The 24710-nt window shown below is 67.9% G+C and carries 21 protein-coding genes; 15 read left to right on the top strand and 6 right to left on the bottom strand.

Features of this window, described 5'->3' with window-relative positions; all coding sequences use genetic code 11:
* Positions 1–167 precede the first annotated feature (167 nt).
* Both FBZ87_RS05330 and FBZ87_RS05335 read right to left on the bottom strand, forming a co-directional pair.
* Complete coding sequence (locus FBZ87_RS05330) at positions 168–830, bottom strand: hypothetical protein (RefSeq protein ID WP_145609319.1); 663 nt, start codon at positions 828–830, stop codon at positions 168–170.
* Between the two features lie 4 nt (positions 831–834).
* The gene (locus FBZ87_RS05335; protein ID WP_145609320.1) at positions 835–1836 is read right to left on the bottom strand and encodes an MBL fold metallo-hydrolase; all 1002 of its coding nucleotides are present in this window, start codon (positions 1834–1836) and stop codon (positions 835–837) included.
* Between the two features lie 207 nt (positions 1837–2043).
* Between FBZ87_RS05335 and FBZ87_RS05340 the strand changes: the two genes are divergently transcribed.
* A complete protein-coding gene (locus FBZ87_RS05340; protein ID WP_145609321.1) occupies positions 2044–2820 on the top strand; it encodes an alpha/beta hydrolase in 777 nt (258 codons plus the stop codon).
* Between the two features lie 7 nt (positions 2821–2827).
* Here the strand turns inward: FBZ87_RS05340 and FBZ87_RS05345 are convergent, their stop codons facing one another.
* Both FBZ87_RS05345 and FBZ87_RS05350 read right to left on the bottom strand, forming a co-directional pair.
* Positions 2828–3331, bottom strand: a complete 504-nt coding sequence (locus FBZ87_RS05345) for a CinA family protein (RefSeq protein WP_145609322.1) — start codon at positions 3329–3331, stop codon at positions 2828–2830.
* 4 nt (positions 3332–3335) lie between these two features.
* Positions 3336–4511 carry a bifunctional 2-C-methyl-D-erythritol 4-phosphate cytidylyltransferase/2-C-methyl-D-erythritol 2,4-cyclodiphosphate synthase gene (locus tag FBZ87_RS05350; protein ID WP_145609323.1) on the bottom strand — a complete coding sequence of 392 codons (1176 nt, stop codon included), beginning with the start codon at positions 4509–4511 and terminating at the stop codon, positions 3336–3338.
* A 252-nt stretch (positions 4512–4763) separates the two neighbouring features.
* Between FBZ87_RS05350 and dusB the strand changes: the two genes are divergently transcribed.
* The 14 genes from dusB (at position 4764) to FBZ87_RS05420 (ending at position 22903) form a co-directional block, all read left to right on the top strand.
* Positions 4764–5855, top strand: coding sequence for a tRNA dihydrouridine synthase DusB (gene dusB, locus FBZ87_RS05355; protein WP_145609324.1), 1092 nt, complete (start codon positions 4764–4766; stop codon positions 5853–5855).
* Positions 5855–6979 (top strand): two-component system sensor histidine kinase NtrB, encoded by a 1125-nt coding sequence (locus FBZ87_RS05360; protein WP_145609325.1) that lies wholly within the window; start codon positions 5855–5857, stop codon positions 6977–6979. Before dusB ends, FBZ87_RS05360 begins: the two co-directional genes overlap by 1 nt.
* A 3-nt stretch (positions 6980–6982) precedes the next feature.
* A complete protein-coding gene (gene ntrC / locus FBZ87_RS05365) occupies positions 6983–8437 on the top strand; it encodes a nitrogen regulation protein NR(I) (protein WP_004271807.1) in 1455 nt (484 codons plus the stop codon).
* Positions 8438–8773: 336 nt separating this feature from the next.
* The gene (locus tag FBZ87_RS05370; protein WP_145609326.1) at positions 8774–11125 is read left to right on the top strand and encodes a sensor histidine kinase NtrY-like; all 2352 of its coding nucleotides are present in this window, start codon (positions 8774–8776) and stop codon (positions 11123–11125) included.
* 17 nt (positions 11126–11142) lie between these two features.
* Positions 11143–12546: a nitrogen assimilation response regulator NtrX gene (ntrX, locus tag FBZ87_RS05375; RefSeq protein WP_145609327.1), complete on the top strand. Its 1404-nt coding sequence runs from the start codon at positions 11143–11145 to the stop codon at positions 12544–12546.
* 64 nt (positions 12547–12610) lie between these two features.
* A complete protein-coding gene (locus FBZ87_RS05380) occupies positions 12611–13483 on the top strand; it encodes a D-amino-acid transaminase (protein ID WP_145609328.1) in 873 nt (290 codons plus the stop codon).
* 2 nt (positions 13484–13485) lie between these two features.
* Positions 13486–14181, top strand: coding sequence for an HAD family hydrolase (locus FBZ87_RS05385; RefSeq protein ID WP_246134246.1), 696 nt, complete (start codon positions 13486–13488; stop codon positions 14179–14181).
* 145 nt (positions 14182–14326) lie between these two features.
* Positions 14327–14575: an RNA chaperone Hfq gene (gene hfq, locus FBZ87_RS05390; protein ID WP_040843434.1), complete on the top strand. Its 249-nt coding sequence runs from the start codon at positions 14327–14329 to the stop codon at positions 14573–14575.
* 112 nt (positions 14576–14687) lie between these two features.
* Entirely contained in the window at positions 14688–16067 is a 1380-nt protein-coding gene (gene hflX / locus FBZ87_RS05395) for a GTPase HflX (RefSeq protein WP_479684993.1), read from the top strand.
* Between the two features lie 129 nt (positions 16068–16196).
* Complete coding sequence (locus tag FBZ87_RS05400; protein WP_145609330.1) at positions 16197–16484, top strand: co-chaperone GroES; 288 nt, start codon at positions 16197–16199, stop codon at positions 16482–16484.
* A gap of 150 nt (positions 16485–16634) precedes the next feature.
* A complete protein-coding gene (gene groL / locus FBZ87_RS05405; protein ID WP_145609331.1) occupies positions 16635–18293 on the top strand; it encodes a chaperonin GroEL in 1659 nt (552 codons plus the stop codon).
* Between the two features lie 167 nt (positions 18294–18460).
* Complete coding sequence (locus tag FBZ87_RS05410; RefSeq protein WP_186454590.1) at positions 18461–19312, top strand: inositol monophosphatase family protein; 852 nt, start codon at positions 18461–18463, stop codon at positions 19310–19312.
* A 112-nt stretch (positions 19313–19424) separates the two neighbouring features.
* Entirely contained in the window at positions 19425–20438 is a 1014-nt protein-coding gene (locus tag FBZ87_RS05415; RefSeq protein ID WP_145609332.1) for a hypothetical protein, read from the top strand.
* A 50-nt stretch (positions 20439–20488) separates the two neighbouring features.
* Positions 20489–22903, top strand: coding sequence for a S9 family peptidase (locus tag FBZ87_RS05420; RefSeq protein ID WP_246134247.1), 2415 nt, complete (start codon positions 20489–20491; stop codon positions 22901–22903).
* Here the strand turns inward: FBZ87_RS05420 and FBZ87_RS05425 are convergent.
* Together FBZ87_RS05425 and FBZ87_RS05430 are read right to left on the bottom strand one after the other, a co-directional pair.
* Entirely contained in the window at positions 22900–23601 is a 702-nt protein-coding gene (locus tag FBZ87_RS05425) for a hypothetical protein (protein ID WP_145609333.1), read from the bottom strand. The two genes, FBZ87_RS05420 and FBZ87_RS05425, sit on opposite strands and share 4 nt — an antisense overlap.
* 3 nt (positions 23602–23604) lie before the next feature.
* Entirely contained in the window at positions 23605–24405 is an 801-nt protein-coding gene (locus FBZ87_RS05430; RefSeq protein ID WP_145609334.1) for a glycosyltransferase family 2 protein, read from the bottom strand.
* Positions 24406–24710: the final 305 nt, after the last annotated feature.

Genomic DNA, 24710 nt, shown 5'->3' on the forward strand with positions numbered 1-24710 from the left:
GGTATTTCCTGAGCCGGTCGGCGTCGTTTGATGACGCGCGGCGGGTGCGCGACGCGCTGAACAGGGTGCGGCCGGCTTCCGACAGGCTGCGGCAGGGGCTGTGCGCTGTCGGTCAGGGCGCGGTGCGCTTTCGGGACTGCCGCTTTCTGGGGCAGGCGGCCTGCTCCTTATTTGCCCACCGTCGTCACCTTGACCGCCTTCTGCGGGCCGGCGGTGATGGTGGTGCCGGTGGCGTCGGGGATGAAGCGGATGGGCACCTCGATCTGCTTGGTGCAGGTGCGCAGGGTCCACACCTCGCGCCAGGGCGGCGACTTGCCGCCAGGGGCGGGAAGTGCCTCGCGGTCCACGAACCGCGTGTCAGCCACATACTCGCGGGCGCATCCCTCCTCGGTGGCGCCGGGGGTGATCTTCACCAGCTGATCCACCTGCTGGATGGCGTCGCGCTGCAGCAGCACGTCGGTGTGCGTGCCGCCGGGCAGCAGGGCGCCCATGCCGATGGCCTGGCCCGCCTGCTTCCAGCCGATGACGTTCAAGGTGCGGGTGATGCCGCAGCCGGCCAAGGTCACCTGCTGGCGCCAGATGCCGGTCTGCAATTGGCCGGTGGTGTCGAACACCAGGGGCTGGAACACCGCCACGTCGGTCGACACCGTGGCCTGGGCGCTGGGGCAGGGCTCGTTCATGACCACGGCCGATTGCTGGGCCGTGGCCAGGGTCATCTGCCGCACCCCGGAATCGGCGAACAGCCTGGCCGTGTTGGCCTGGTCATCGGCCAGGGCCGTGCCTGATGTCAGGAACAGGGCGAGGGCGGTGGCGATGCCGGTGCGCGTCATGGTCTTATTCCCCCAGGCTGTACTGTGCCGGTTCCCAGACATAGCTCTTGGGATCGGCCTTGCCGTCGGTTGCGTCCTTGGGCCGGACGTGGCCGATGCCGGGGAAGGACAGGTGGGCGGCGGCCACCCAATAGCCGTCCTTGGCGGCCTCGGCATAGGCCTTGGCGCGCTGCTGGTAGGCGGCGGGGCTGTCGCTGTCGAACTGGATGGTGGTGGCCGGGGTGTCGAACTGCACCGCCGCCACGTGCATCAGGTCGCCCCAGAACACCATCTTCTGCCCTTTGCTCTCGGCGGCGTAGGTGGTGTGGCCGGGCGTGTGGCCATGGGCGGGAAGGGCGGTGATGCCGGGGAACAGCGAGGTAACGCCGTCAAAGGTCTTCAGCTTGCCGGCGGCGGCGTAGACGTCCAGCAGCTTGTGGGCGGCGGCGAAGCCGCCCCGCTTGTCGGCTGGCGCCTTGGCCTCGGCCTCCGCGCTCAGCCAATGGCCCTTTTCTGCCGCGTCGACATAGACGGTGGCGTTGGGGAAGTTCATGTGGCCGTCGGTGGTCAGGCCGCCGATATGGTCGCCGTGCATATGGGTGATCAGCACCGCGTCCACCTGATCGGGCGTGTAGCCGGCGGCCTTGAGGTTCGCCAACAGGTTGCTGGGGGCCTTGGGGCCCAGCAGGCCGTTGGCGCCGGTGTCCACCAAGATCAGTTGCGACCCGGTGTTGATCAGGAAGGCGTTGACCGAGGTCGGGGTCGGGCTGGGCTGGTGGTTGCGCGCCAGGGCGGCCCGCACCTTCTCCGGCGTGGTGTTGGTCATCAGCGTGTCGATGGGCAGCGTGGCCACCGTGTCGTTCAGCGCCGTGATCTCGAAATCGCCCAGCATCAGGCGATAATAGCCCGGCGCCTGGGTCTTCACCTGGGGTGCGGCGGCGCGGGTGGTAGAGGGCAGGGCCACCAGGGACAGCGACAGTGGGGCGGCGGCGAGCGCCAGGGCCAGGCTGAGGGAACGCAAGGACATGAAGGAACTCCGGAAGGCGGGGCCCATAAAGCGGGGCTTTGGGGGCGGCACAGGGCGCCAGACTATGCCCCAGTTTCTCCGGCGCGCAACCCAGGCGGCGCGCCGACACCACTCTTTCCCTGCGGTCAGATGTCCTGGCGCGTTGGTTGACGCGGGTTCCATCCATCCCCCAAGCTGTTGGGTGGGGAAAGCGGGCCGGGGGGCGTTATGCGCGGGCGCGTCGTGGGGGTGTTGGTCTGCCTGCTGCTGTTCAAGACCGTGGTGGCGCGGGCGGACGACCTGGTCCATCTTGCGGCCCGGCCGCAGGTTCCGCCCCCGGTGGCGGGGGGAACCGTCGGGCCTGCGCGCCTGGGTGATGGCATCGTTCTCATTCCCGGTTCCTACCGGCCCGGCCAGCCCTTGCCGCTGCTGGTAATGCTACATGGCGCCAGTCAGCGCGGCGCCGACATGGTGGCCCGCCTGGCGCCGGTGGCGGAGGCCCGTGGGGTGATCATCGCGGCCCCCGACTCCGGGGATTACACTTGGGACATGCTGGCGGCGCGCAAGCATGAGGCGGATGAGCGCTGGGGCCCCCGGTATGGCACCGATCCGGCGCGCATCGATGCCTTCCTGGCCCAGGTCTTCGCCCGCTACGCTGTGGACCCGTCCCGGGTGGCGCTGGCGGGCTTTTCCGATGGGGCGACCTACGCCCTGTCGCTGGGGCCGGAAAACCTGGACCTGTTTACCGCGCTGATTGCCTTTTCCCCTGGGCGCATTGCGCCGCTGCATACCCAAGGGGACCCGCCCGGCGGCGGTCAGACGCGAGTCTTCATCAGCCACGGCAAGGCCGACCGCGTGCTGCCCCTGGAAGAGACCGCGCGCACCACCGCACCGGCGTTCAAGCGGCGGGGTTTCCTGGTGGAACTGCGGGTGTTCGATGGCGGGCATGTCATGCCGCCTGAGGTGGTGGATAGCGCCCTGGACTGGTGGTTGGGACCCGGTTGAGTATGTCCTAGGCCGTTGCGCCACCACCCGCCGCGGCTAGGCCCATCGCCAGCGCCCGCGCCACGGCCGCCAGACGCACCGCCTCGCGGTCGCCGGAGAAGACGTGGCGTTCCACCGCCACCGGGCGGTCCCGGCGCGCGCAGCCCAGGTAGACCAGGCCCACCGGCTTCTCCAAGCTGCCGCCGCCGGGGCCGGCGATGCCGGTGACCGACAGGGCGATGTCGGCGCGGGAGCGGGCCAGCAGCCCCTCCGCCATGGCGTGCGCAACCTCGCGGCTGACGGCGCCGTGCAGGGCGATCAGGCCATCGGGCACGCCCAGCAGGTCGATCTTGGCCTGGTTGCTGTAGGTGACCACGCCCCGGTCGACCACGGCGGAGGAGCCGGCAATGGCGGTCAGGCTGGCGGAGATCAGGCCGCCGGTGCAGGATTCGGCCGTGGCCAGCCACAGGCCGCTGGCCTGGCAGGCGGCCAGCAGGCGTTCGGCCGCGCGTGTGATCTCCGCCGGGAACATGGGGTTAGACCTTCGACGTCGGCCAGGGAAGGCGCACGGTGCAGGTCGCCATGGCGGCGATGCCCTCGCGCCGGCCGGTGAAGCCCAGGCCCTCGGTGGTGGTGGCCTTCACGGAGACACGGTCGGGCGCGATCCCCAGCAGGTCGGCCACGCGGGCCACCATGGCCTCGCGGTGGGGGCCCACCTTGGGGCGCTCGCAGATGACGGTGATGTCGCAATGGGCGATGGCCCCGCCCTTGGCCGTCACCAGGCTGGCGGCGTGCTGCAGGAACTTGCCGCTATCGGCGCCGCGCCAACGCTCGTCCGTGGGCGGGAAGTGGCTGCCGATGTCGCCGGCCCCGATGGCGCCCAGGATGGCGTCGGTCAGGGCGTGCAGGCCCACGTCGGCGTCGGAATGACCCTCCAGCTTGTGGGTGTGCGGCACCTTCAGGCCGCAGAGGACGATGTGGTCGCCTTCCGTGAACTTGTGCACGTCATAGCCGTGGCCCACGCGGACGTCGCCCAACTCGTTCATGATGATCTTCTCCGCCCGCGCCAGATCCTCGGCATGGGTCACTTTCAGGTTGTCGGGATTGGTGGGCACCAGGCGCACGGGGAAACCGGCCTTCTCCGCCACGGCGGCGTCATCGGTCAGTTCCTGGCCCGCCAGGTCGCGGTGCGCCTTCAGGATGTCGGGGAAGCGGAAGCCCTGAGGGGTCAGTGCCCGCCACAGGGCGGTGCGGTCCACCGTGGCGGCCACGGCGCCCTCCCTGTCCGCACGCTTCAGGGTGTCACTGACATTGGCCGCCGCCAGGGCGGCCGGCACCTCGGCCAGGGCCCGGATGACGGCGGAGATGCTGGCGGCGTCCACCAGGGGCCGGGCGGCGTCGTGGATCAGCACCAGGTCATAGCCGCCGTCGGCCGCCGCGGCCTCCAGCCCATTGCGCACGCTGTCCTGGCGGGCCGCACCCCCGGCCACGGGCGGGGGCAGGTCCAGGCCGGTGACGGCCGCCTCATAGAGGTCGCGGTGGGCCGGATTGATCACCACCCGCACGGCCGTCACCTCCGGATGGTTCTGGAACGCGGCCACGGTGCGGGCCAGGACGGGGCGGCCGGCCAGGGACAGGTATTGCTTGGGCATGTCCCCGCCGAAGCGGGAACCGCTGCCGGCGGCGACAATCAGGGCAAGGCAGGACGGCATGGCTGGTCAAAACACCATGAAAAGGAAGGCGGGCGAGGGATGGTGACACTTATCCCCATTTCCCGACGAGAGATATCCCCCCTTAAGACCTTGCCGCTAGGCTTGTTTGTCCGCCGGCGCCCACGATCTGCCATGCCACCGCGCCATACCATAGTCGCATCCGCCGTCTTCGGCGGCGTCGCTTCCCTTTGGCGGGGGCTCATGATAGCTTGAACGCCTAATTTTGTAGCAGTCATGGAAAGCGCCTAGGAAATGGGCAGTAAGTTAGCGCCGATTCAGGTCGGTCCCGTCACCATTCAGGATCCGGTGATCCTGGCGCCCATGTCGGGCGTGACCGACACGCCCTTCCGCCGCCTAGTGAAGCGCGCCGGCGCGGGCCTGGTCGTTTCCGAGATGATCGCCAGCCAGGCGATGATCCGCGCCACCCGCGAGTCCGAAAAGAAGATCGACCCCAACGCCCAGGAAGGCGTGCTGTCCGTTCAGCTGGCGGGCTGCGAGCCCGAGGTGATGGCGGAGGCGGCGAAGCTGTGCGTGGACCGGGGCGCCTCCATCATCGACCTCAACTTCGGCTGCCCGGTGAAGAAAGTGGTGAACGGCTATGCCGGTTCCGCCCTGATGAAGGACGAACCGCTGGCCGGCCGCATCCTGGACGCCGTGGTCAAGGCCGTGTCCGTGCCCGTGACCCTGAAGATGCGCAAGGGCTGGGATGAGCGGAACCTGAACGCGCCGCGCCTGGCCAGGATCGCGGAGGAGTGCGGCATCCGCATGATCACCGTGCACGGCCGCACCCGCAACCAGATGTACAACGGCGTCGCTGACTGGGCCTTCATCCGCCAGGTGAAGGATGCCGTGTCGCTGCCGGTCATCGCCAACGGCGACATCGTCGACTTCCCCGATGTCACCCGCTGCCTGGAAGAGAGCGGCGCCGACGGTGTCATGATCGGCCGCGGCACCTATGGCCGTCCTTGGTTCATCAACCAGGTCATCCAGATGCTGCGCACCGGTGCCGCCCCGGCCGAGCCCACGCTGGTGGAACAGCGCGACCTGGTGCTGGAGCATTACGACGCCATCCTGGAGCATTACGGCACCGACGCCGGCCTGAAGATCGGGCGCAAGCACATCGCCTGGTATTCCAAGGGCCTGCCCGGTTCCGCCGAGTACCGCGCGAAGGTCAACACCATCGAGAAGGCGGAACTGGTGCAGGACTTCGTGCGCGGCTGGTACCAGGACCTGCTGGACCGGGGCATCGTGGGGCGCGACCTGTCCGGCCGGGGCCTGACCGCGGAGGCCGGTTGCGATGTTGATGACGACGACACCGCCGGCGAAAAGAAGGTGGCGGCCTGATGGGGCGGACGGCGGCCCTGCCTGCCCCGGCGAACGGCATGGTCGATCCCACGGCCATCCTGTCCGCGCTGCCGGAACCCATCCTGGTCATCGACCGGCAGCGCCGCATCCATTTCGCCAACCTGCAGGCGGAGGAATTCTTCGACGCCAGCGCCGCCCTGCTGGTGGGCAGCCAGCTGGACACGCTGATTCCGGGCGACAGCCCCGTCCACTCCCTGATCGACCAGGCGCGGATGACGGGCGGCAGCGTGTCGGACTACAGCATCATGCTGGAGACGCCGCGCATCGGCCTGCATTTCCTGACGGCCAAGGCGGCCCCCCTGTCCGATCCGCCGGACCTGGTGGTGCTGTCGCTGCATGAGCGGTCCATCGCCCGGAAGATCGATAACCAGCTGACCCACCGCGGGGCCGCGCGGTCCGTCGTCGCCATGGCGGCCATGCTGGCGCACGAGGTGAAGAACCCGTTGTCCGGCATCCGGGGGGCGGCCCAGCTGTTGGAAGAGAACGCGTCGGAGGGGGACCGCATGCTGACCCGCCTCATCTGCGATGAGGCTGACCGCATCGTGGCCCTGGTGGACCGCATGGAGGTCTTCACCGACGGCCGGCCGCTGGAAAAGACGGCGGTGAACATCCATGGCGTGCTGGAGCATGTGCGCCGCGTGGCGCAAAGCGGCTTCGGCCGCGCCATCCGCTTCATTGAGCGCTACGACCCGTCGCTGCCGCCGGTGCTGGGCAATCGCGATCAGCTGATCCAGGTCTTCCTGAACCTGGTGAAGAACGCGGCCGAGGCCTGCCCGGAAAAGGGCGGGGAAATCGTCCTGTCCACCGCCTACCAGCATGGGGTGCGCCTGGCGGTACCGGGGTCCGACAGCCGGGTGCACCTGCCGCTGCTGATCAGCGTGCAGGACAATGGCGACGGCATTCCGGAGGACCTGCGGGCCAACCTGTTCGATCCCTTCGTCACCACGAAGATGAACGGGACTGGCCTGGGCCTGGCGCTCGTCGCCAAGATCATCGGCGACCATGGCGGGGTCATCGATTTCGACAGCGTGCCGCGTCGCACGATCTTCAAGGTGTCGCTGCCGGTCGCCCCTGGGCGCACGGCGTCAGAGGGGGGCGTTTAATCCATGGGTCCATCCACCATCCTTGTCGCTGACGACGACAGGGCCATCCGTACCGTTCTGAACCAGGCCCTGTTGCGCCTGGGCCATGACGTGCGGGTCACCGGCAATGCCGCGACCTTGTGGCGCTGGGTCCAGGATGGGGAGGGGGACCTGGTCATCACCGACGTGGTGATGCCGGATGAGAACGGCCTGGACCTGCTGCCGCGCATCAAGAAGCTGCGCCCCGAACTGCGCGTCATCGTCATGAGCGCGCAGAACACTCTGCTGACCGCCGTGAAGGCGGCGGAGCGCGGCGCCTTCGACTATCTGCCCAAGCCCTTCGACCTGAAGGACCTGATGGGCATGGTGGAGCGCGCGCTGTCCACGCCCCAGCCGGCCCCGCCGGCGGCCGCCGGCGCCGCGGCGGCCCAGGCCGAAGAGGAGGCGCTGCCCCTCATCGGCCGGTCGGCGGCGATGCAGGAGATCTACCGCGTCCTGGCCCGCCTGATGGGCACGGATCTGACGGTCATGATCACCGGCGAGTCGGGCACCGGCAAGGAACTGGTGGCCCGCGCCTTGCACGACTACGGCAAGCGGCGCAACGGTCCCTTCCTGGCGGTCAACATGGCCGCCATCCCACGCGAACTGATCGAGTCCGAGCTGTTCGGCCATGAGAAGGGGGCTTTCACCGGCGCCACTGTGCGCTCCACCGGCCGGTTCGAGCAGGCGCAGGGCGGCACCCTGTTCCTGGACGAGATCGGCGACATGCCGCTGGACGCCCAGACCCGCCTGCTGCGCGTGCTGCAGGAGGGGGAGTACACCACGGTCGGCGGCCGCACCCCCATCAAGACCGACGTGCGCATCGTGGCCGCCACCCACCGCGACCTGCGCACCCTGATCCGCCAGGGCCAGTTCCGCGAGGATCTGTTCTATCGCCTGAACGTGGTGCCCATACGCCTGCCGCCGCTGCGGGAGCGGACGGAGGACATTCCGGCGCTGGTCCGCCATTTCTTCGGGCTGGTGAACCAGCAGGGCCTGCCGCTGAAAAGCATGGACAACGCCGCCCTGGACCGCCTGCGCCGCCATCGCTGGCCCGGCAACGTGCGTGAACTGGAGAACATGGTGCGGCGTCTGGCCGCGCTGTACACCCAGGAAGTCATCACCATCGATGTCATCGAGCAGGAACTGGCGGATTTCGCGCCCGCCGCCGCACCGGCGGAGGAGCCGCAGAACGAAGGCTTGGGGGCCGCGGTGGAGCGGCACCTGAAGGATTATTTCGCCGCCCATAAGGACGGCGTGCCGGCCGCCGGCCTCTATGATCGTGTGTTGCGCGAGGTGGAACGGCCCCTGCTGTCGCTGTCGCTGATCGCCACCCGTGGCAACCAGATCAAGGCCGCGCATATGCTGGGCCTGAACCGCAATACTCTGCGCAAGAAGATCCGCGACCTGGACATCCAGGTGGTCCGTGGCCTGAAGTAACAGGGGGCACCTCTACCAACGGGCGTAAGACGGACGGCTGGAAACACGCGTTGCATTCTGGTAACAGAGGTGGGCGCCCGGGCAACAGCAGCCCCTGCCGGGCGATACCCTTCCGGCTTTGGCCGAACGGGCGTCGCCTGACGGATGTTGTCCGCACCACCTCCGCGCCGGGGGTGGCGTTTGCGCCGTGCAAACCACCGGCCTGGCAGGAACCGTGCTTCGTTTCGCCTTTCAAGCGGTATCATCCCCCGTCGTAGCGACGCCCACCTTGGCGCCGGCCTTGATCTTCGCGCCTCTGACGGTGTCCGGGGCGGCGGTGGTCCGGATGTCTTTGCCATGACCGAGGTTCCTCCGGCGCTGATCACACCGCCCAGCTCCCCGGTTCCGCCGCAAGTCCCCCCCAAAAGCGACAGCTGGTGGCGGCGTCTGTCCGTCTGGTCGGCCCGCCTGGGCCTGGGCAACAAGCTGGCGGTGGCCTTGGCCTTCGCCGCTGTGTTGTCGGGCTTCGCGACATATGCGGCGCTGACTCAGCAGCCGCCCTTCGGCAACAGCCCCAACACGGTCAGCCTGCTGCTGACGCTGGACGGCGCGCTGCTGCTGATGCTGCTGGCGCTCATGGCCCGGCGCATCGTCGGCCTGTGGATCGAGCGGCGCCGGGGCCTGGCCGGGTCGCGGCTGCACGTGCGGCTGGTGGCGGTATTCAGCCTGCTGGCGGTGCTGCCCGCCATCGTCATGGCCGCCTTCTCCGCCTTTTTCTTTTACCTGGGCCTGCAGTCCTGGTTCAGCGACCGGGTGCGCACGGCGGTGAATGAAAGCCTGGTGGTGGCCCAGGCCTATCTGGACGAACACCAGATCGCCATCCGCAACGACGCCTCGTGGGTGGCGAACGACCTGCTGGCCGCGCGCCAGGGGCCGCTGGTCACGCTGGACCCGCTGTTCATCTACGCCTTCCTGCGTAACGAATCCTTCCAGCGCTCCTTCACCGAGGCGGTGATCTTCGACGGGCAGGGGCGGCAGTACGGCAGCTACACCCTGGGCTCCGTCTTCCAGCCCGATGTCATGCCCAAGGAACGGCTGGAGCGGGCGCGCAAGGGCGAGGTGGACTTCGAATTCAATGAGAAGGAGAAGCGCGTCACCGCCCTGATCCGCCTGGATCCGGACTTCGACATCTTCCTGCTGCTGGGCCGCCCGGTGGAAGCCAAGGTGATGGAGCACCTGAACGCCGCCCAGACGGCGGTGCGGGAATATACCGAGCTGGAGGGCCAGCGCTTCGGCCTGCAGACCAAGATGACGCTGATCTTCATCATCGTCTCGCTGCTGCTGCTGCTGGTGGCCATCTGGGCGGGCCTGAACTTCGCCAACACCCTCATCACGCCCATCAGCGCGCTGATCATCGCGGCGGAGCGCATCCGCACCGGCGATCTGACGGCGCGCGTGCCGGAGACCCTGCCGGGACCGGAGGATGAGCTGACCTCGCTCAGCCGCGCCTTCAACCGCATGACCAGCCAGCTGTCGTCGCAGCGCAGCGACCTGGTGGAGGCCAACCGCCAGCTGGACCTGCGCCGGCGCTTCACCGAGGCGGTGTTGGCCGGCGTGTCGGCCGGCGTTATCGGCTTGGACGAGCAGGGCTTCATCAACCTGCCCAACCAGTCGGCGGCCCAGCTGCTGGACATCCCCGACGTGCACGAGATGATGGGGCGCGACATCCTGGCGGTGGTGCCGGAGCTGGAGGAGCTGATGTCCGCCATCCGCCGGCGCCCGTCGCGCCTAGTGGAGGGGCAGGTGCAGATCCGCCGCGGCAACACCCAGCGCACCCTGCTGGTGCGGGTGGCAGCGGACACCAGCGGCAACGGCATCCGCGGCTTTGTCATCACCTTCGACGACGTGTCGGAACTCTTGTCGGCGCAGCGCAAGGCCGCCTGGGCCGACGTCGCCCGCCGCATCGCGCATGAGATCAAGAACCCGCTGACCCCCATTCAGCTGTCGGCCGAGCGCCTGCGGCGCAAGTATCTGAAGGAAATCCAGAGCGATCCGGAAACCTTCAAGGCCATGACCGACACCATCGTCCGCCACGTGGACGACATCGGCCGCATGGTGGACGAGTTCTCCGCCTTCGCCCGCATGCCCACGCCGGTGATGAAGCCGCAGAACATCCAGGAGCTGTGCCGCCAGGCCGTGTTTCTGCAGGCCACCGCCCAGTCCGGCATCAAGTTCGACAGCATTCTGCCGCCTGAGCGGGTGGAGGTGGAGTGCGACGGCCGCCAGATCTCGCAGGCCCTGACCAACCTGCTGAAGAACGCGGTGGAAGCCATCGAGGGACGGATGGAGGAGGATGCGGCTGAGGGCCACGACTCCCCGCCGGGCCATATCTCCCTGAAGGTGGAGGCCCTGGACGACCACATCGTTCTGACCATCGCCGACAACGGCAGGGGCCTGCCGGCTGAGGGCCGGGACCGGCTGACGGAACCCTATGTCACCACCCGGGCCAAGGGCACCGGCCTGGGCTTGGCCATCGTGAAGAAGATCCTGGAAGACCATGGCGGCACCCTGGGGCTGGACGACAACCCCGGTGGCGGCGCCCGCGTCACCCTGATCCTACCGCTTGTGCAAGCGGCCGCCCCGCAGGACGCGGAAACGGCTGCCACCCCGGCCCTGGTGGCCGGGACCAGTGCCTCCAAAGGCGTTTGACCCAAAGGCGTTGACCCATGGCGCATGATATTCTGATCGTCGATGACGAGGCCGACATCCGGATGCTGATCTCCGGCATCCTGGAAGATGAAGGCATGAAGACCCGCGAGGCGGCGGACGCCGACCAGGCGCTGGCCGCCGTCGCCGCCCGCCGGCCCAGCCTGATCATCCTGGACATCTGGCTGCAGGGCAGCCGCCTGGACGGCCTGCAGATCCTGGATGAGATGAAGCGCGATCATCCCGACGTGCCGGTGGTCATGATCAGCGGCCACGGCACCATCGAGACGGCGGTGGCGGCCCTGAAGAAGGGCGCCTACGACTTCATCGAGAAGCCGTTCAAGTCCGACCGCCTGCTGCTGCTGGTGGAGCGCGCCATCGAGGCCGCCCGCCTGCGCCGCGAGAACCGCGAGCTGCGCCTGCGTGCCGGCGGCGAGGTTGAGCTGATCGGCCGCTCGCTGATGATCAACCAGCTGCGCCAGTCGCTGGACAAGGTGGCGCCCACGGGCAGCCGCGTCCTGGTCAGCGGCCCGCCGGGCAGCGGCAAGGAGATCGTGGCCCGCATCATCCATGAACACTCCCGCCGCGCCGACGGCCCCTTCGTGGCGCTGAACTGCGCGACCATGCGGCCCGACCGGTTGGAGGTGGAGCTGTTCGGGACGGAGCATCCCATCGACGGGGCGGGCCGCAAGGTCGGCACCTTCGAGCAGGCGCACGGCGGCACCCTGTTCCTGGACGAGGTGGCGGACATGCCGCTGGAAACCCAGGGCAAGATCGTGCGCGTGCTGCAGGAGCAGACGTTCGAGCGCGTGGGCGGCAGCACCCGGGTGGAAGTGGATGTCCGAGTCATCGCCAGCACCAACCGCGACTTGGCGGCGGAGATCGAGGCGGGGCAGTTCCGCCAGGACCTGTACTATCGCTTGGCGGTGGTGCCGCTGAAGGTGCCGTCGCTGCGGGAACGCCGGGAAGACATCCCCTTGCTGGCGCGCTATTTCCTGCAGCGCTCCGCCACCGCGTCGGGTCTGCCGCAGCGCGTCCTGGGCGAGGACGCCATGGCCGCCCTGCAGGCCTATGAATGGCCGGGCAACGTGCGCCAGCTGCGCAACGTCATGGACTGGCTGCTGATCATGGTGCCGGGCGACCCGGATGAGCCCATCCGCGCCGACATGCTGCCGCCGGAGATCGGCTCCATCACCCCGACGGTGCTGCGCTGGGAAAAGGGCGGGGAGATCATGTCCTTGCCGCTGCGCGACGCCCGCGAGGTGTTCGAGCGTGAATATTTGCTGGCCCAGGTCACCCGCTTCGGCGGCAACATCTCCCGCACCGCGTCCTTCGTGGGCATGGAGCGTTCGGCCCTGCACCGCAAGCTGAAGTCCCTGGGCGTGCATGGCAACGAGCGCGGCGAGGGGAAGGGTGAGGAATGAGCGGCAATCAGCTGATAAATCAGTGAATTTTGCCGCATCTTGAGACTTTAGGTGAGGTTCATCCATGCCGCGGACAGCCTATGTCAACGGTCGCTACGTGGCCCATGGCGACGCCCATGTCCATATCGAGGACCGGGGTTTCCAGTTCGCCGACGGTGTCTATGAAGTGGTGTCGGTGGTCGATGGCGTCTTCGCCGACGAGGACGGCCACCTGGCCCGCCTGTCCCGCTCCTTGAACGAGCTGGATCTGCCCTGGCCCATGCACCCCATGAGCCTGCGCTTCGTGATGCGCGAGGTGGCGCGCCGCAACCGGGTGCGCAACGGACTGGTCTATGTCCAGATCACCCGGGGTGAGGCGCCCCGCGACTTCCGTTTCCCGGTGGACCCGGCGCCGACGCTGGTGGTCACCTGCCGTTCCACCAAGTTCAGCGCGCCGCAGCAGCTGGAAAAGGGCGTCTCGGTCATCACCATCCCCGACATCCGCTGGGCACGGCGCGACATCAAGTCGGTCGCGCTGCTGCCCCAGGTGCTGGGCAAGCAGCGTGCGGCCGAGGCCGGCGCCTTTGAGGCGTGGCAGGTCGACCCCGACGGCACGGTGACGGAGGGCTGCTCCAGCAACGCCTGGATCGTCACCAATGAGGGCGTGCTGGTCACCCGCGCCGCCAGCACCCGCATCCTGAACGGCATCACCCGCTTGTCGCTGCTGGCCGAGGCCGAGGCGGCGGGTATCCCGTTCGAGGAGAGGGCGTTCACGGTGGAAGATGCGTACGCTGCGCGGGAAGCCTTGATCTCCAGCGCCAGCACCTTCTGCGTGCCGGTCACCCGCATCGACGGCAAGCCGGTGGGCGATGGGGTGCCAGGTCCCCTGGGGCGGCGTTTGCGCCAGGCTTACCTGGCGCATGTGGGGGTGGATGACCCTGTGGTGACCAAGCTGTGACCGTGAGCGCTAGCGATATCCTGGAAGCCCCCGCCTTGGCTCTGCCGCCCCTGACGTTACCAAGGGCGGTGCTGTTCGATTGGGACAACACCCTGATCACCAACTGGCGCTGCGTCCATGCCGCCACCAACGCGGCGCTGGAGGCTTTCGGCATGCCTGCTTGGACGCTGGAGGAGAGCTACACCCGCGTACGCCAGAGCCTGCGCGACGCCTTTCCGGTGCTGTTCGGGGACGGGTGGGAGCGGGCGCGGGACATCTTCTACGCCCACTTCGAGACCCACCACCTGGACTACCTCGATCCGCTGGCGGGGGCGGGGCAGTTGCTGGAGGCGCTGTCCGCGCGCGGCGTTTATGTCGGCGTGGTCAGCAACAAGACCGGCCGTTTCCTGCGCACCGAGGCCAGGGCCCTGGGCTGGGACCGCTGGTGCGGCGCCCTGGTTGGGGCCGGTGACGCCGAGGCCGACAAGCCGCATCCGGCGCCGGTGCATCTGGCGCTGCAGCCGGCGGGCTTGGCCCCGGGGCCGGATGTGTGGTTCGTGGGCGACGCCGACGTTGATATGGAAGTCGCCCACCGCACGGGCTGCGTACCCCTGATGGTGGGGGCCACCCCGCATGGGGAAGGGGCGCTGAGCATTTACCCGCCGCATCGCCGCTTTGCCGGCTGTGACGAACTTTGCACCTTGGTGGATGGGCTCTAGCACCCCATATCACTTCCTGTGCTAGGATGGCGGACGCCTTGGGATGTGCCCGGGGCCGCCGGCACTTTCACGCACGGCTCCATAACCGCCGGAAAGGCAACCCCGGGCGCTCCATAGAGGGCCCCAATAAAGAGCGAGGCATGCAATGTCCGAAAAGTCGCAAAACGTTCAGGACGTGTTTCTGAACCACGTGCGGAAGAACAAGACCCCTGTGACGGTCTTCCTCGTCAACGGCGTGAAGCTGCAAGGCATCATCACCTGGTTCGACAATTTCTCGGTGCTGCTGCGCCGCGACGCCCATTCGCAGCTGGTCTACAAGCATGCGATCTCGACCGTGATGCCGGCCCACCCCATCCAGTTGTTCGAATCGGCCAAGGAAGGCGACCACGATTGATGAGTGTAAACAGTCGGCGGCCCCCCGTCAGGGGATGGTCCGGCCGGTTGACGGGAAGGATGGCGGCGCTGTGACGGATCGTCCGGCGGATGAGCCCGCCCTGCTTACTTCCCTGAATCCCGAAGGGTCGCCGGAGGCGCCGCCGGCGGAGAAATCCGCCCGGCGCGCCCTGGTGATCCACCCCATCCTGCGCGAAGAACTCGATGACAAACGTCCACCGGAGTCGCGGCTGGAAGAGGCCGTTGGCCTGACCGCCGCGATCGAGTTGGACGTGGTGGCGGCGGAGTGCGTGCGCGTCACCCGGCCCAAGCCCGCCACCCTGCTGGGCGGCGGCTACCTGGAAGAGGCGGCCAAGCGCGTCGCCGATCTGGGTATCGGCCTCGTCGTCGTCGACCACGCGCTGTCGCCTGTGCAACAGCGCAACCTCGAACGCGACCTTAAGACCAAGGTCATCGACCGCACCGGCCTGATCCTGGAGATTTTCGGGGCGCGTGCGCGTACCCGTGAAGGCCAGCTGCAGGTGGAACTGGCGGCGCTGACCTACCAGCGCTCGCGCCTGGTGCGGTCCTGGACCCATCTGGAACGCCAGCGCGGCGGCTTCGGCTTCCTGGGCGGCCCTGGTGAAAGCCAGCTGGAAATGGATCGCCGCCTCATCGGCGACCGCATCATCAAGCTGAAGGCGGAGCTGGAGGAGGTGCGGCGCACCCGCGGCCTGCACCGCAAGGCGCGCGAGCGCGTGCCTTATCCGGTGGTGGCGCTGGTCGGCTACACCAACGCCGGCAAGTCCACGCTGTTCAACCGCATGGCGCGGGCTGACGTGTTCGCCAAGGACCTGCTGTTCGCCACGCTGGACCCCACCATGCGGTCCATCGTGCTGCCGTCGGGGCGCAAGATCATCCTGTCGGACACGGTGGGCTTCATCTCCGACCTGCCGCACCATCTGGTGGAGGCGTTCCGCGCCACCCTGGAGGAGGTGCTGGCGGCCGACATCATCCTGCACGTGCGTGACGCCGCCCATCCGGACAGCGAGGCGCAGAAGCGGGACGTGGAGACGGTGCTGGCCGAATTGGGCATTGAGGCGGAGACCGACCCCCGGGTGGTCGAGGTTCTGAACAAGATCGACAAGCTGCCGCCCCTGGACCGCGAGACCCTGATGCGCCAGAGCCGCCGGCCGGATGGCCTGGTGGCCGTGTCGGCCCTGACCGGCGACGGGCTGGAAAGCCTGTTCAACGTCCTGGACCGCCGCATGGTGGCGGGCCGCGACGTGGTCAAGGTCAGCGTGCCGGTCAGCGACGGCGCCGCCATGGCCTGGCTCTACGCCAAGGGCGAGGTGACGGAGCGCGAGGACGACGACGACAACGCCCACCTGACGGTGGCGCTGGAGCCGGCGGACGTGGCCCGTTTCCGCGATCGTTTCCCTGCTTGTACTGTGACGGAAACGCCACCGCTTGCCGAACGGATTGCCCCGGACAGGCAGGCCCAGGCGTCCTGACCCCCACCATTCGTACCGCGCCCGCGCATCTGCGCTTCCGGCCGCCGCGGCGGCTGGGGTAAGGTGCCGGCCACCCGACGCCGGTCCGCTTCAAGAGAAGGGGCCGGCGCCCATTCCTGGAGGTTCCAAATGAGTTTCAGGCCCCTGCACGACCGTGTGGTGATCCGGCCCATCGAGCAGGATCAGAAGACCGCCGGCGGCATCATCATCCCCGACACCGTCAAGGAAAAGCCCCAGCAGGGTGAAGTCCTGGCCGTGGGCAGCGGCGCCCGCAACGACAAGGGCGAGATCGTCGCCCTGTCCGTGAAGGCCGGCGACAAGGTGCTGTACGGCAAGTGGTCCGGCACCGAGGCCAAGATCGACGGCAAGGACGTGCTGATCATGCGCGAGTCCGACCTGCTCGGCATCCTCGAGTAAAATCATCGGCATGGGAAACCCCATGCCGTAGCCCGCGACTGCGGGCGCCGGAGGTTTTCGGGAAGCGTCAGCGGACGGGAAACCGAGGATAAGCCAAGCGGCCGGATGGCCGCGCCCGGCGCCTGAGGGAAAACGATAAAGGAACTAAAAATGGCTGCCAAGGACGTGAAGTTCAACACGGATGCCCGCGATCGCATGCTGCGCGGCGTGGACATCCTGGCCGACGCGGTGAAGGTGACCCTGGGCCCCAAGGGCCGCAACGTGGTCCTGGACAAGAGCTACGGCGCCCCGCGCATCACCAAGGACGGCGTCAGCGTCGCCAAGGAGATCGAGCTGGCCGACAAGTTCGAGAACATGGGCGCCCAGATGGTGCGCGAAGTGGCCTCGAAGACCAACGACGTCGCAGGTGACGGCACCACCACCGCCACCGTGCTGGCCCAGGCCATCGTGCGCGAAGGCGTGAAGGCCGTTGCCGCCGGCATGAACCCGATGGACGTGAAGCGCGGCATCGACCTGGCGGTGACCGCCATCGTCGACGACCTGAAGGGCCAGTCGCGCAAGGTCTCCACCTCCGGTGAGATCGCCCAGGTCGGCACCATCTCCGCCAACGGCGAGGCCGAGATCGGCGAGATGATCGCCAAGGCCATGGAAAAGGTGGGCAACGAGGGCGTCATCACGGTGGAAGAGGCCAAGAGCTTCGACACCGAGCTGGAAGTCGTCGAGGGCATGCAGTTCGACCGCGGCTACCTGTCGCCCTACTTCGTGACCAACGCCGAGAAGATGACGGCTGAGCTGGAAAGCCCCTACATCCTGCTGCACGAGAAGAAGCTGGGCAGCCTGCAGCCCCTGCTGCCGGTCCTGGAGGCCGTCGTGCAGAGCAGCCGTCCGCTGCTGATCGTGTCGGAAGACGTGGAAGGCGAGGCGCTGGCCACCCTGGTGGTGAACAAGCTGCGCGGCGGCCTGAAGATCGCCGCGGTGAAGGCCCCGGGCTTCGGCGACCGCCGCAAGGCGATGCTGGAGGACATGGCCATCCTGACCGGCGGCCAGGTCATCTCCGAAGACCTGGGCATCAAGCTTGAGAACGTGTCGCTGGACATGCTGGGCACCGCCAAGAAGGTGGTGATCACGAAGGACGCGACCACGATCGTGGACGGCGTCGGCGCCAAGGCCGACATCGAGGCCCGTATCGGCCAGATCAAGGCGCAGATCGAGGAGACCACCTCGGACTACGACCGTGAGAAGCTGCAGGAGCGTCTGGCGAAGCTGGCGGGCGGCGTTGCCGTCATCCGCGTCGGCGGCGCCACCGAGGTCGAGGTGAAGGAGCGCAAGGACCGCGTTGACGACGCCATGCATGCCACCCGCGCCGCGGTGGAAGAGGGCGTGGTGGCCGGCGGCGGCACCGCCCTGCTGCGCGCCACCCGGTCGCTGGCCAATGTGAAGCCGGTGAACGACGACCAGCGCGTGGGCGTGGACATCATCCGCAAGGCCCTGCAGTCGCCGGTCCGTCAGATCGCCTTCAACGCCGGCACCGACGGTTCCATCGTTGTCGGCAAGCTGCTGGACAACAACGACGCGGCCTTCGGCTACAACGCCCAGACCGGTGAGTTCGGTGACATGTTCGCCTTCGGCGTCATCGACCCGACGAAGGTGGTCCGCACCGCCCTGCAGCACGCGGCCTCCGTCTCCGGCCTGCTGATCACCACCGAGGCGATGGTCGCCGAGAAGCCCGAGCCCAAGTCGGCCCTGCCGGAAGGTGGCATGGGCGGCGGTATGGGTGGCATGGGCGGCATGGGTGGCATGGGCTTCTAAGCCCTTGCGTCATCCCGACGCCCGGCTTTCCTGCCTGGTTTGAAGGAGGGGATCGCCTGCTGGTTCGTCCAGGGGGCGGTCCCTTTTCTTTTTGGGGCTTTATGGTTTGGCCTATCGATTCTATTCCTAGGGGGCACCACCGCCGCCGCCAACCATAGATGTCCCCCATGACCGCGCCCCTGCCTGCGACCGACATCCCCGCCATTGATGTGGCCGTTGTCGACGCCCTCATTCGTTCCGTGGCCGAAACGGAAATACTGCCCCGCTTCCAGCACCTGGACGGCGGCGATATCCGGGAGAAGGGACCGGGCGACCTGGTGACCGTGGCGGATGAGGCCTCGGAACGGGCGCTGACCGCCCGGCTGACGGCGCTTTTGCCCGGCAGCACCGTGGTGGGGGAAGAGGCCGTTTCGGCTGACCCCGCCGTGCTGGATCGCCTGCTGGGCGCTGATCCCGTCTGGATCGTCGACCCCATCGACGGCACCGCCAACTTTGTGGCCGGCAAGCCGCGCTTCGGCGTCATCGTCGCCCTGGCCGCCCATGGTCGCACCGTGGCCGGTTGGATCCACGACCCCGTGGGCCGACGCACCGTGCGCGGCCGGCTGGGGCAGGGCGCCTGGCTGGTGGGGGCCGACGCCGGCGAGGCCGGCACACGCTGCGTCGCCCTGCCGCCCGTGGCGGTGGAACAGATGCGCGGCATCGCCAACATCCGCTTCTTCGATAGCGACATGCGCCGCCAGCTGACCCAGCGGCGGGAGCGGGTGGCGGAGGCCTACACCCAGCGCTGCTCCGCCCACGACTACCTGGACCTGCTGACCGGCCAGGCGCACTTCAGCCTGAACAACATGATCAAGCCCTGGGACCACGCGGCGGGCGCGTTCCTGTTTGCCGAGGCCGGCGGCCACGCGGCCAAGCTGGACGCCAGCCCGTACAATCCCACCGATCGTACCGGCGGCCTGCTGATGGGCCCCGACCCTGCCAGCTGGCAGGCGTTGTATTCGGCGCTGTTCGACGCGTGATCGCTGGGCCGGATGTCCCGGCCGCAGCCACGGTCATCCACCAGGCCCCCCGACCCGGCATGTCAACCATGATATCCTGGGCTGGATATTCCGACTGGAAGGCCCTGTGATCATGACGTCCCGAGCCCTCTTTCCGGCGGTCGCCCCGTTTCTGCGGCTGGCGCTCCTTCCTATCATCGCCGTGGCCTTGCTGGCCATTCGCACACCGTGGGCGGCGGCGCACGCCGGCCTGGCGGCCCTGCTGTTCCTGTGGATCACGACGGACAGCCTGGCCACCAGCTTGATCGTGGCGGAGCGGATGCGTTTAGGCCGGCCGCCGGCGGTGCGGGTAGTGCTGGCCGCCATCGCCCTCGGCTTGGTCGTTGGGGTGCTGGGCCTCACACCGCCCTTGCGGTCAGCCCTGGCGGACATGCCCTGGGCCGTCGCCGTGGTGGCGGCCTTGGTTGGCGGGCACCTTCTCTATGGGGTGGCCGGGGCCTGGGCCGTGCTGCGCCGGCCCGGTGTGGCGAAGTTGGAGGCCGCCGTCGCCTGCCTTGTTCCACCACCGCTCGCCCAGCTTGTGGCCAAGGAATTGGCGTTGCTGCATCTGGCCTTGTTTCGCTGGCGCTCGCCGCCGGACGTGCCGCCGGGCTGCCAAGCCTACAGCTACCATCGCGACCTGATGCCCCTGATGGGGGGCCTGCTGGCGGCCCAGGTCATGGAAATCGTGGTGGTGGATGTGGCGCTGGGCATCCATCACCGCACGGCGGCGCTGATTCTATTCGCCGTGGGGGATATCGGCTTCATCTATCTGCTGGGGCTGACGAAGTCCCTTCGCCTGCATCCCGTATTGCTGACACCGCAGGGCGTTCGCATACGCTTCGGCCTTCTGGCCGACCGGCTGATCCCCTATGACGCCATCGCGCACATCGGTGCCGCCGACGGTCTGGAACGGCGCGGGTCGGAGAACCTCAGCCGGCTGGTTGCCCCTAATGTGGCGCTGACCCTGGCGGTGCCGGAGGCGCGCCGTCGCTTCCTGCGGTCCGCCCTGACCGTGAGCAGGCTGGCCTTCGCCGTCGACGAGCCCCGGGAATTCATTGGCGCTGTGCGCGACAGACTAGCCGACACTCAAAAATCCCTTGAATAGGATATTGTATAAATTCTTAAATGGCTTCTTCGATCATGGGGGAGCCTTTCATGCGCCGTCGTTCGTTTATCGCCGCCCTGCCTGTCGCGGCCGCGGCGGCCCATGCCCTGGGTGCCCGCGCGGCAGCGGAAGCGGCTGGGGCGGCCGCGCCACTTCCCACGGGCGCAGCGCCGGCTGCCGGGCCGGTGCCGACGGAGGCGGACTACGAGCGCGCGCTCTCCTTACGCGACCGCTGGATCGGCCTGACGGAGAATGTGGCCTGGCCCGCGCGCTGGGTGGGCAAGAGCGAACGCCTGCTGTACCGCAAGACCGTGCCGGGCGGTTTTCAGTTCACAATGGTCGATGCCGCCACCTTGCGGAAGGAGCCGGCCTTTGACCACGACCGGCTGGCGGCGGAGTTCGGCAAGGCGGCTGGTCAAAGCTTTACCGGCCTGCATCTGCCGTTCGAGCGCGCGCATTTCAGCGAGGACGGCCAGACCCTGACCTTCGAGTGGGAGGAGGCCGAATGGTCCTGCCGGCTGTCGGACTATGCCTGCAAGCGGGAGCCGGAGGAGGGCGGCCGCCGGCCCCGGGGGTTCGGCGTGGTGCGCGACCTGACCCAGCCGGGCGACAATGGCCCCAAGGCCTCGCCCGACGGACGGTGGGAGGCGTTGATCCTGAACCAGAACCTGGCGCTGCGCGAGGTCGCCACCGGTACCGTGACGCCGCTGAGCACCGATGGCAGCGAGGGCGATTTCTATGATGGCGAGACCATCGCCTGGTCGCCGGACTCGCGGAAGCTGGCGATTTATCGCGTACGTCCTGGATTCCGGCGGGACGTGCACAAGGTGGAATCCTCGCCCAAGGACCAGATCGAGCCCAAGCTGCACACCCAGCTCTACCCCAAGCCGGGTGACGCCGTGGACCAGGAGCAGCCGGTGCTGTTCCATGTGCCCCGCACCGGTGCGCCGGGCCGGAAGCTGGACATCGATGCCGCCCTGTTCCCCAACCCCTACCTGATGACGGATTTCGAGTGGCGGGCCGACAGCGCCACCGTGGTCTTCGAATACACCCGCCGGGGCCATCAGATGGTGCGGGTGATCGAGATCGACGCCACCACCGGCACTCCGCGCGCCGTGGTGACGGAGACGGCCGCCACCTTCGTGAACAACGAGCGCCGCTTCCGCCATGACGTGAAGAAGGACGGCGCGGAGGTCATCTGGCTGTCGGAACGGGATGGCTGGAGCCACCTCTATCTCATCGACGGCCGCACGGGGAAGGTGAAGACCCAGATCACCAAGGGCGACTGGGTGGTGCGCCACGTGACCAAGGTGGACGATGAGCGCCGCCGGATCTACTTCGCCGCCAGCGGCATGCGCCCAAGTGAAGATCCGTACTTCCAGCACTTCTACCGCGTGGATTTCGACGGCCGGAACCTGATGCCGCTGACCACCGCCGATGCCTATCACGACGTCAGCCTGTCCGATGACATGGCCTACTATGTCGACACCTATTCCCGCGTCGACATGGCCCCGGTCATGGAGCTGCGCCGCACGGCCGACCGGTCGCTGGTGGCGGAGATCGAGCGTGGCGACATCAGCCGCCTGCTGGCCGCCGGTTTCCGCCCGCCGGAGGTGTTCAAGGCCAAGGGCCGCGATGGCAAGACGGACATCTGGGGCGTCATCGTCCGTCCCCTGGCCTTCGACCCCGCGCGGCGCTATCCGGTCATCGAGAACATCTACGCGGGCCCGCACGACAGCTTCGTGCCCAAGACCTTCTGGCCCTTCGGCTTCCATTCCGGGGGCGACAAGGTCATCGGCATGCAGGCGCAAGCGGAGATGGGCTTCGTCGTGGCCCAAATCGACGGCATGGGCACCATGAACCGGTCCAAGGCCTTCCACGACGTGTGCTGGAAGAACCTGAAGGACTCCGGCTTCCCCGACCGCATCAAATGGTGGCAGGCCGCCGCCGCGCAGTACCCGCAACTGGACATTGCCCGCGTGGGCATCTACGGCGGTTCCGCCGGCGGGCAGAGTTCCCTGGCCGCCCTGCTGTTCTTCGGCGATTTCTACAAAGCCGCCTTCTGCTACGCCGGCTGCCATGACAACCGCATGGATAAGATCAGCTGGAATGAGCAGTGGATGGGCTGGCCGGTGGATGAGAGCTACGCCCAGTCGTCCAACGTCGACAACGCCCACCGGCTGACGGGCCAGGTGGCCCTGGTGGTGGGCGAGTTGGACGACAATGTCGATCCGTCGTCCACGATGCAGGTGGTGAACGCCCTCATCAAGGCGGACAAGACCTTCGATTTGCTGGTGGTGCCGGGCGAGGGACATTCCGCCGGGCGCTCCACCGGGCCCATCCGCTATGCCTTGCGCAAGCAGTACGGATTTTTCCTGAAGGCGCTGGGCGGCGCCGACGCGCCCGATTGGAACGCCCGCACCAGCACGGCGGCGGTCGTGCCGCCAGCCAGCGGTAACGGCTAGCGGTAACGGATGAAGCTGGGCTGGAGCGGCGCCTGCAGGATCTGCCCCCGGAACTCATAGACCAGGGGGTGGAAGATGTCGCCCAGCAGCTCCGTCCATTTCAGCGGGTAGGGTGACGGTGTGCCGTCCGGCAGCAGAATGCCCTGGCGGTCCAGCGGGTGGATGGCGGGATGGCGCCGCAGATCCGGCAGCTTCCGGTCCAGCAACGCCTCCGTCCGCTGCAACCAGGCGGCTGTCAGGGCCGTGCCCCGGCGGAAGATGAAGGCGCAGAGGCCGATGAGGTCGGTGTAGGACCGGCGCAACTCGTCGCCCAGCGGCCCCTCGACAGGGGCAACGCCGTTGGCCAGCTCCTGATAGCCCAGGGCCAGCTTGTCCGACCGTGCCAACTGGTCGAAGAACGGGCCCCAGGCCTTGGCCGTGGGCTTGATGTCGGTGTAGCCGCCACCGTAGTGGTGCATGAGATAGCAGCGCAGATAGTCCGCCTTGTGCGTGGCGCTGAGGTAGGGCCAGGCGGGGTGCAGCGGATGCGCCGGCTTCACCCAGTCGTACAGCGTCTCCCGGTTCAGGAAGGCGACGGCGCAGCCGGTGGTGCGGAAGATGGTCCACAGCGCCCGCAGGCGGTCGTCCGACATCGCCTCATGTCCCGTCCACAGGCAGAACAGGGTGCGGTTCTCCAGCGCGTCCAGGTCGTGCGGCACGGGTCACACCATCTCGGGCGTGACAGGGATGTTGAAACTGTTCAGCAGGGCGGCGCGCCGCTGGCCCAACTCGGTGTCGGGAGCCTTGTGGCGGCGGTAGACGTAGAGATAGTCGAACACGGCGTTGTAGTCGTGGGACTGCTGGCTGATGCCGCGACGCTCGGATTCCGCCCCGCTGTCCTTGAAGATGCGGGCGCCGATGACCGGCACGTGCTGGGCCTTCTGCCGGGCATAGACCGCCAGCATGAATTCCCAATCCTCGTACGCCCGCATGTGCACGTCGAACTTCAGCCCGGCCAGCAGGGCACGGGGAAAGGCGAAGCAGCAGACCGGGATCTGGTTCTTCAGGTAAATCTCATCGGTCAGGCGGCCGGCCATATCGACGCCCCCCTCCGACAGGATGGCGGCGTCGGCACCCCGGCGCTCATTCACGATGACGCAGTTGAAATAGACGGGCAGGCCCTGGCGCACCGCCGGCTGGTCCTTCAAGGCGGCCAGGAAGCCCTCGTACCAGGCGTCGTCATCGTCCAGGAAGAGGATGTAACTGCCCTTGGCCAGGCTCAGGCCCATGTTGCGGCTGGCGGAGGGGCCAGGCGCCCCGTTGCGGCGGACATACATGTCGGCGGGGGTCAGCAGCTCGGCGCAGACGGCGTCGGTATCGCCATCGGTAGCATCGGAGACCACCAGGATCTCCACCCCGCCCACGCCCTCGCGCTGGGCGTTGATGGACGCCAGCGCCCGGCGCAGCAGCGACGCCCGCTTGTGCGTGGGCACGATGACGGAAAAGAACGGCAGCTCGGCCATCAGGCCCCCCAAATTCCGAAAGAACACACCTGGAATGAAAACGGCCCGCCCCGGACCCTGGCGCCAGTTTCTCAGACTGGCGTTGGGATGCCAAGGCGGGCCTGATCGCTTATCGATTTAGGCCGTGAACTCATAAATCCGCTTGGCTTTGGTCTATTGACGCAGGAACCCGGTGGAAGGGATCTTCAACCGGATCAAAACAGTTGCGTGGCATCGCAACGCCCTACGATAAACGATCCGAAAACTTCCTGGCTGCCGTTAAGCCCGGCGCGGCCAGAATTTGGTGCCAGTGTTTATGAGTCCAG

It is taken from the genome of Nitrospirillum amazonense, from assembly GCF_007828035.1.
GTDB lineage: Bacteria > Pseudomonadota > Alphaproteobacteria > Azospirillales > Azospirillaceae > Nitrospirillum > Nitrospirillum amazonense.

Excerpts from the sequence above, each read along its gene's own strand:
- FBZ87_RS05330 (WP_145609319.1), bottom strand. The coding sequence starts at position 830 with ATGACGCGCACCGGCATCGCCACCGCCCTCGCCCTGTTCCTGACATCA.
- FBZ87_RS05335 (WP_145609320.1), bottom strand. The coding sequence starts at position 1,836 with ATGTCCTTGCGTTCCCTCAGCCTGGCCCTGGCGCTCGCCGCCGCCCCA.
- FBZ87_RS05340 (WP_145609321.1), top strand. The coding sequence starts at position 2,044 with ATGCGCGGGCGCGTCGTGGGGGTGTTGGTCTGCCTGCTGCTGTTCAAG.
- FBZ87_RS05345 (WP_145609322.1), bottom strand. The coding sequence starts at position 3,331 with ATGTTCCCGGCGGAGATCACACGCGCGGCCGAACGCCTGCTGGCCGCC.
- FBZ87_RS05350 (WP_145609323.1), bottom strand. The coding sequence starts at position 4,511 with ATGCCGTCCTGCCTTGCCCTGATTGTCGCCGCCGGCAGCGGTTCCCGC.
- dusB (WP_145609324.1), top strand. The coding sequence starts at position 4,764 with ATGGGCAGTAAGTTAGCGCCGATTCAGGTCGGTCCCGTCACCATTCAG.
- FBZ87_RS05360 (WP_145609325.1), top strand. The coding sequence starts at position 5,855 with ATGGGGCGGACGGCGGCCCTGCCTGCCCCGGCGAACGGCATGGTCGAT.
- ntrC (WP_004271807.1), top strand. The coding sequence starts at position 6,983 with ATGGGTCCATCCACCATCCTTGTCGCTGACGACGACAGGGCCATCCGT.
- FBZ87_RS05370 (WP_145609326.1), top strand. The coding sequence starts at position 8,774 with ATGACCGAGGTTCCTCCGGCGCTGATCACACCGCCCAGCTCCCCGGTT.
- ntrX (WP_145609327.1), top strand. The coding sequence starts at position 11,143 with ATGGCGCATGATATTCTGATCGTCGATGACGAGGCCGACATCCGGATG.
- FBZ87_RS05380 (WP_145609328.1), top strand. The coding sequence starts at position 12,611 with ATGCCGCGGACAGCCTATGTCAACGGTCGCTACGTGGCCCATGGCGAC.
- hfq (WP_040843434.1), top strand. The coding sequence starts at position 14,327 with ATGTCCGAAAAGTCGCAAAACGTTCAGGACGTGTTTCTGAACCACGTG.
- FBZ87_RS05400 (WP_145609330.1), top strand. The coding sequence starts at position 16,197 with ATGAGTTTCAGGCCCCTGCACGACCGTGTGGTGATCCGGCCCATCGAG.
- groL (WP_145609331.1), top strand. The coding sequence starts at position 16,635 with ATGGCTGCCAAGGACGTGAAGTTCAACACGGATGCCCGCGATCGCATG.
- FBZ87_RS05410 (WP_186454590.1), top strand. The coding sequence starts at position 18,461 with ATGACCGCGCCCCTGCCTGCGACCGACATCCCCGCCATTGATGTGGCC.
- FBZ87_RS05415 (WP_145609332.1), top strand. The coding sequence starts at position 19,425 with ATGACGTCCCGAGCCCTCTTTCCGGCGGTCGCCCCGTTTCTGCGGCTG.
- FBZ87_RS05420 (WP_246134247.1), top strand. The coding sequence starts at position 20,489 with ATGCGCCGTCGTTCGTTTATCGCCGCCCTGCCTGTCGCGGCCGCGGCG.
- FBZ87_RS05430 (WP_145609334.1), bottom strand. The coding sequence starts at position 24,405 with ATGGCCGAGCTGCCGTTCTTTTCCGTCATCGTGCCCACGCACAAGCGG.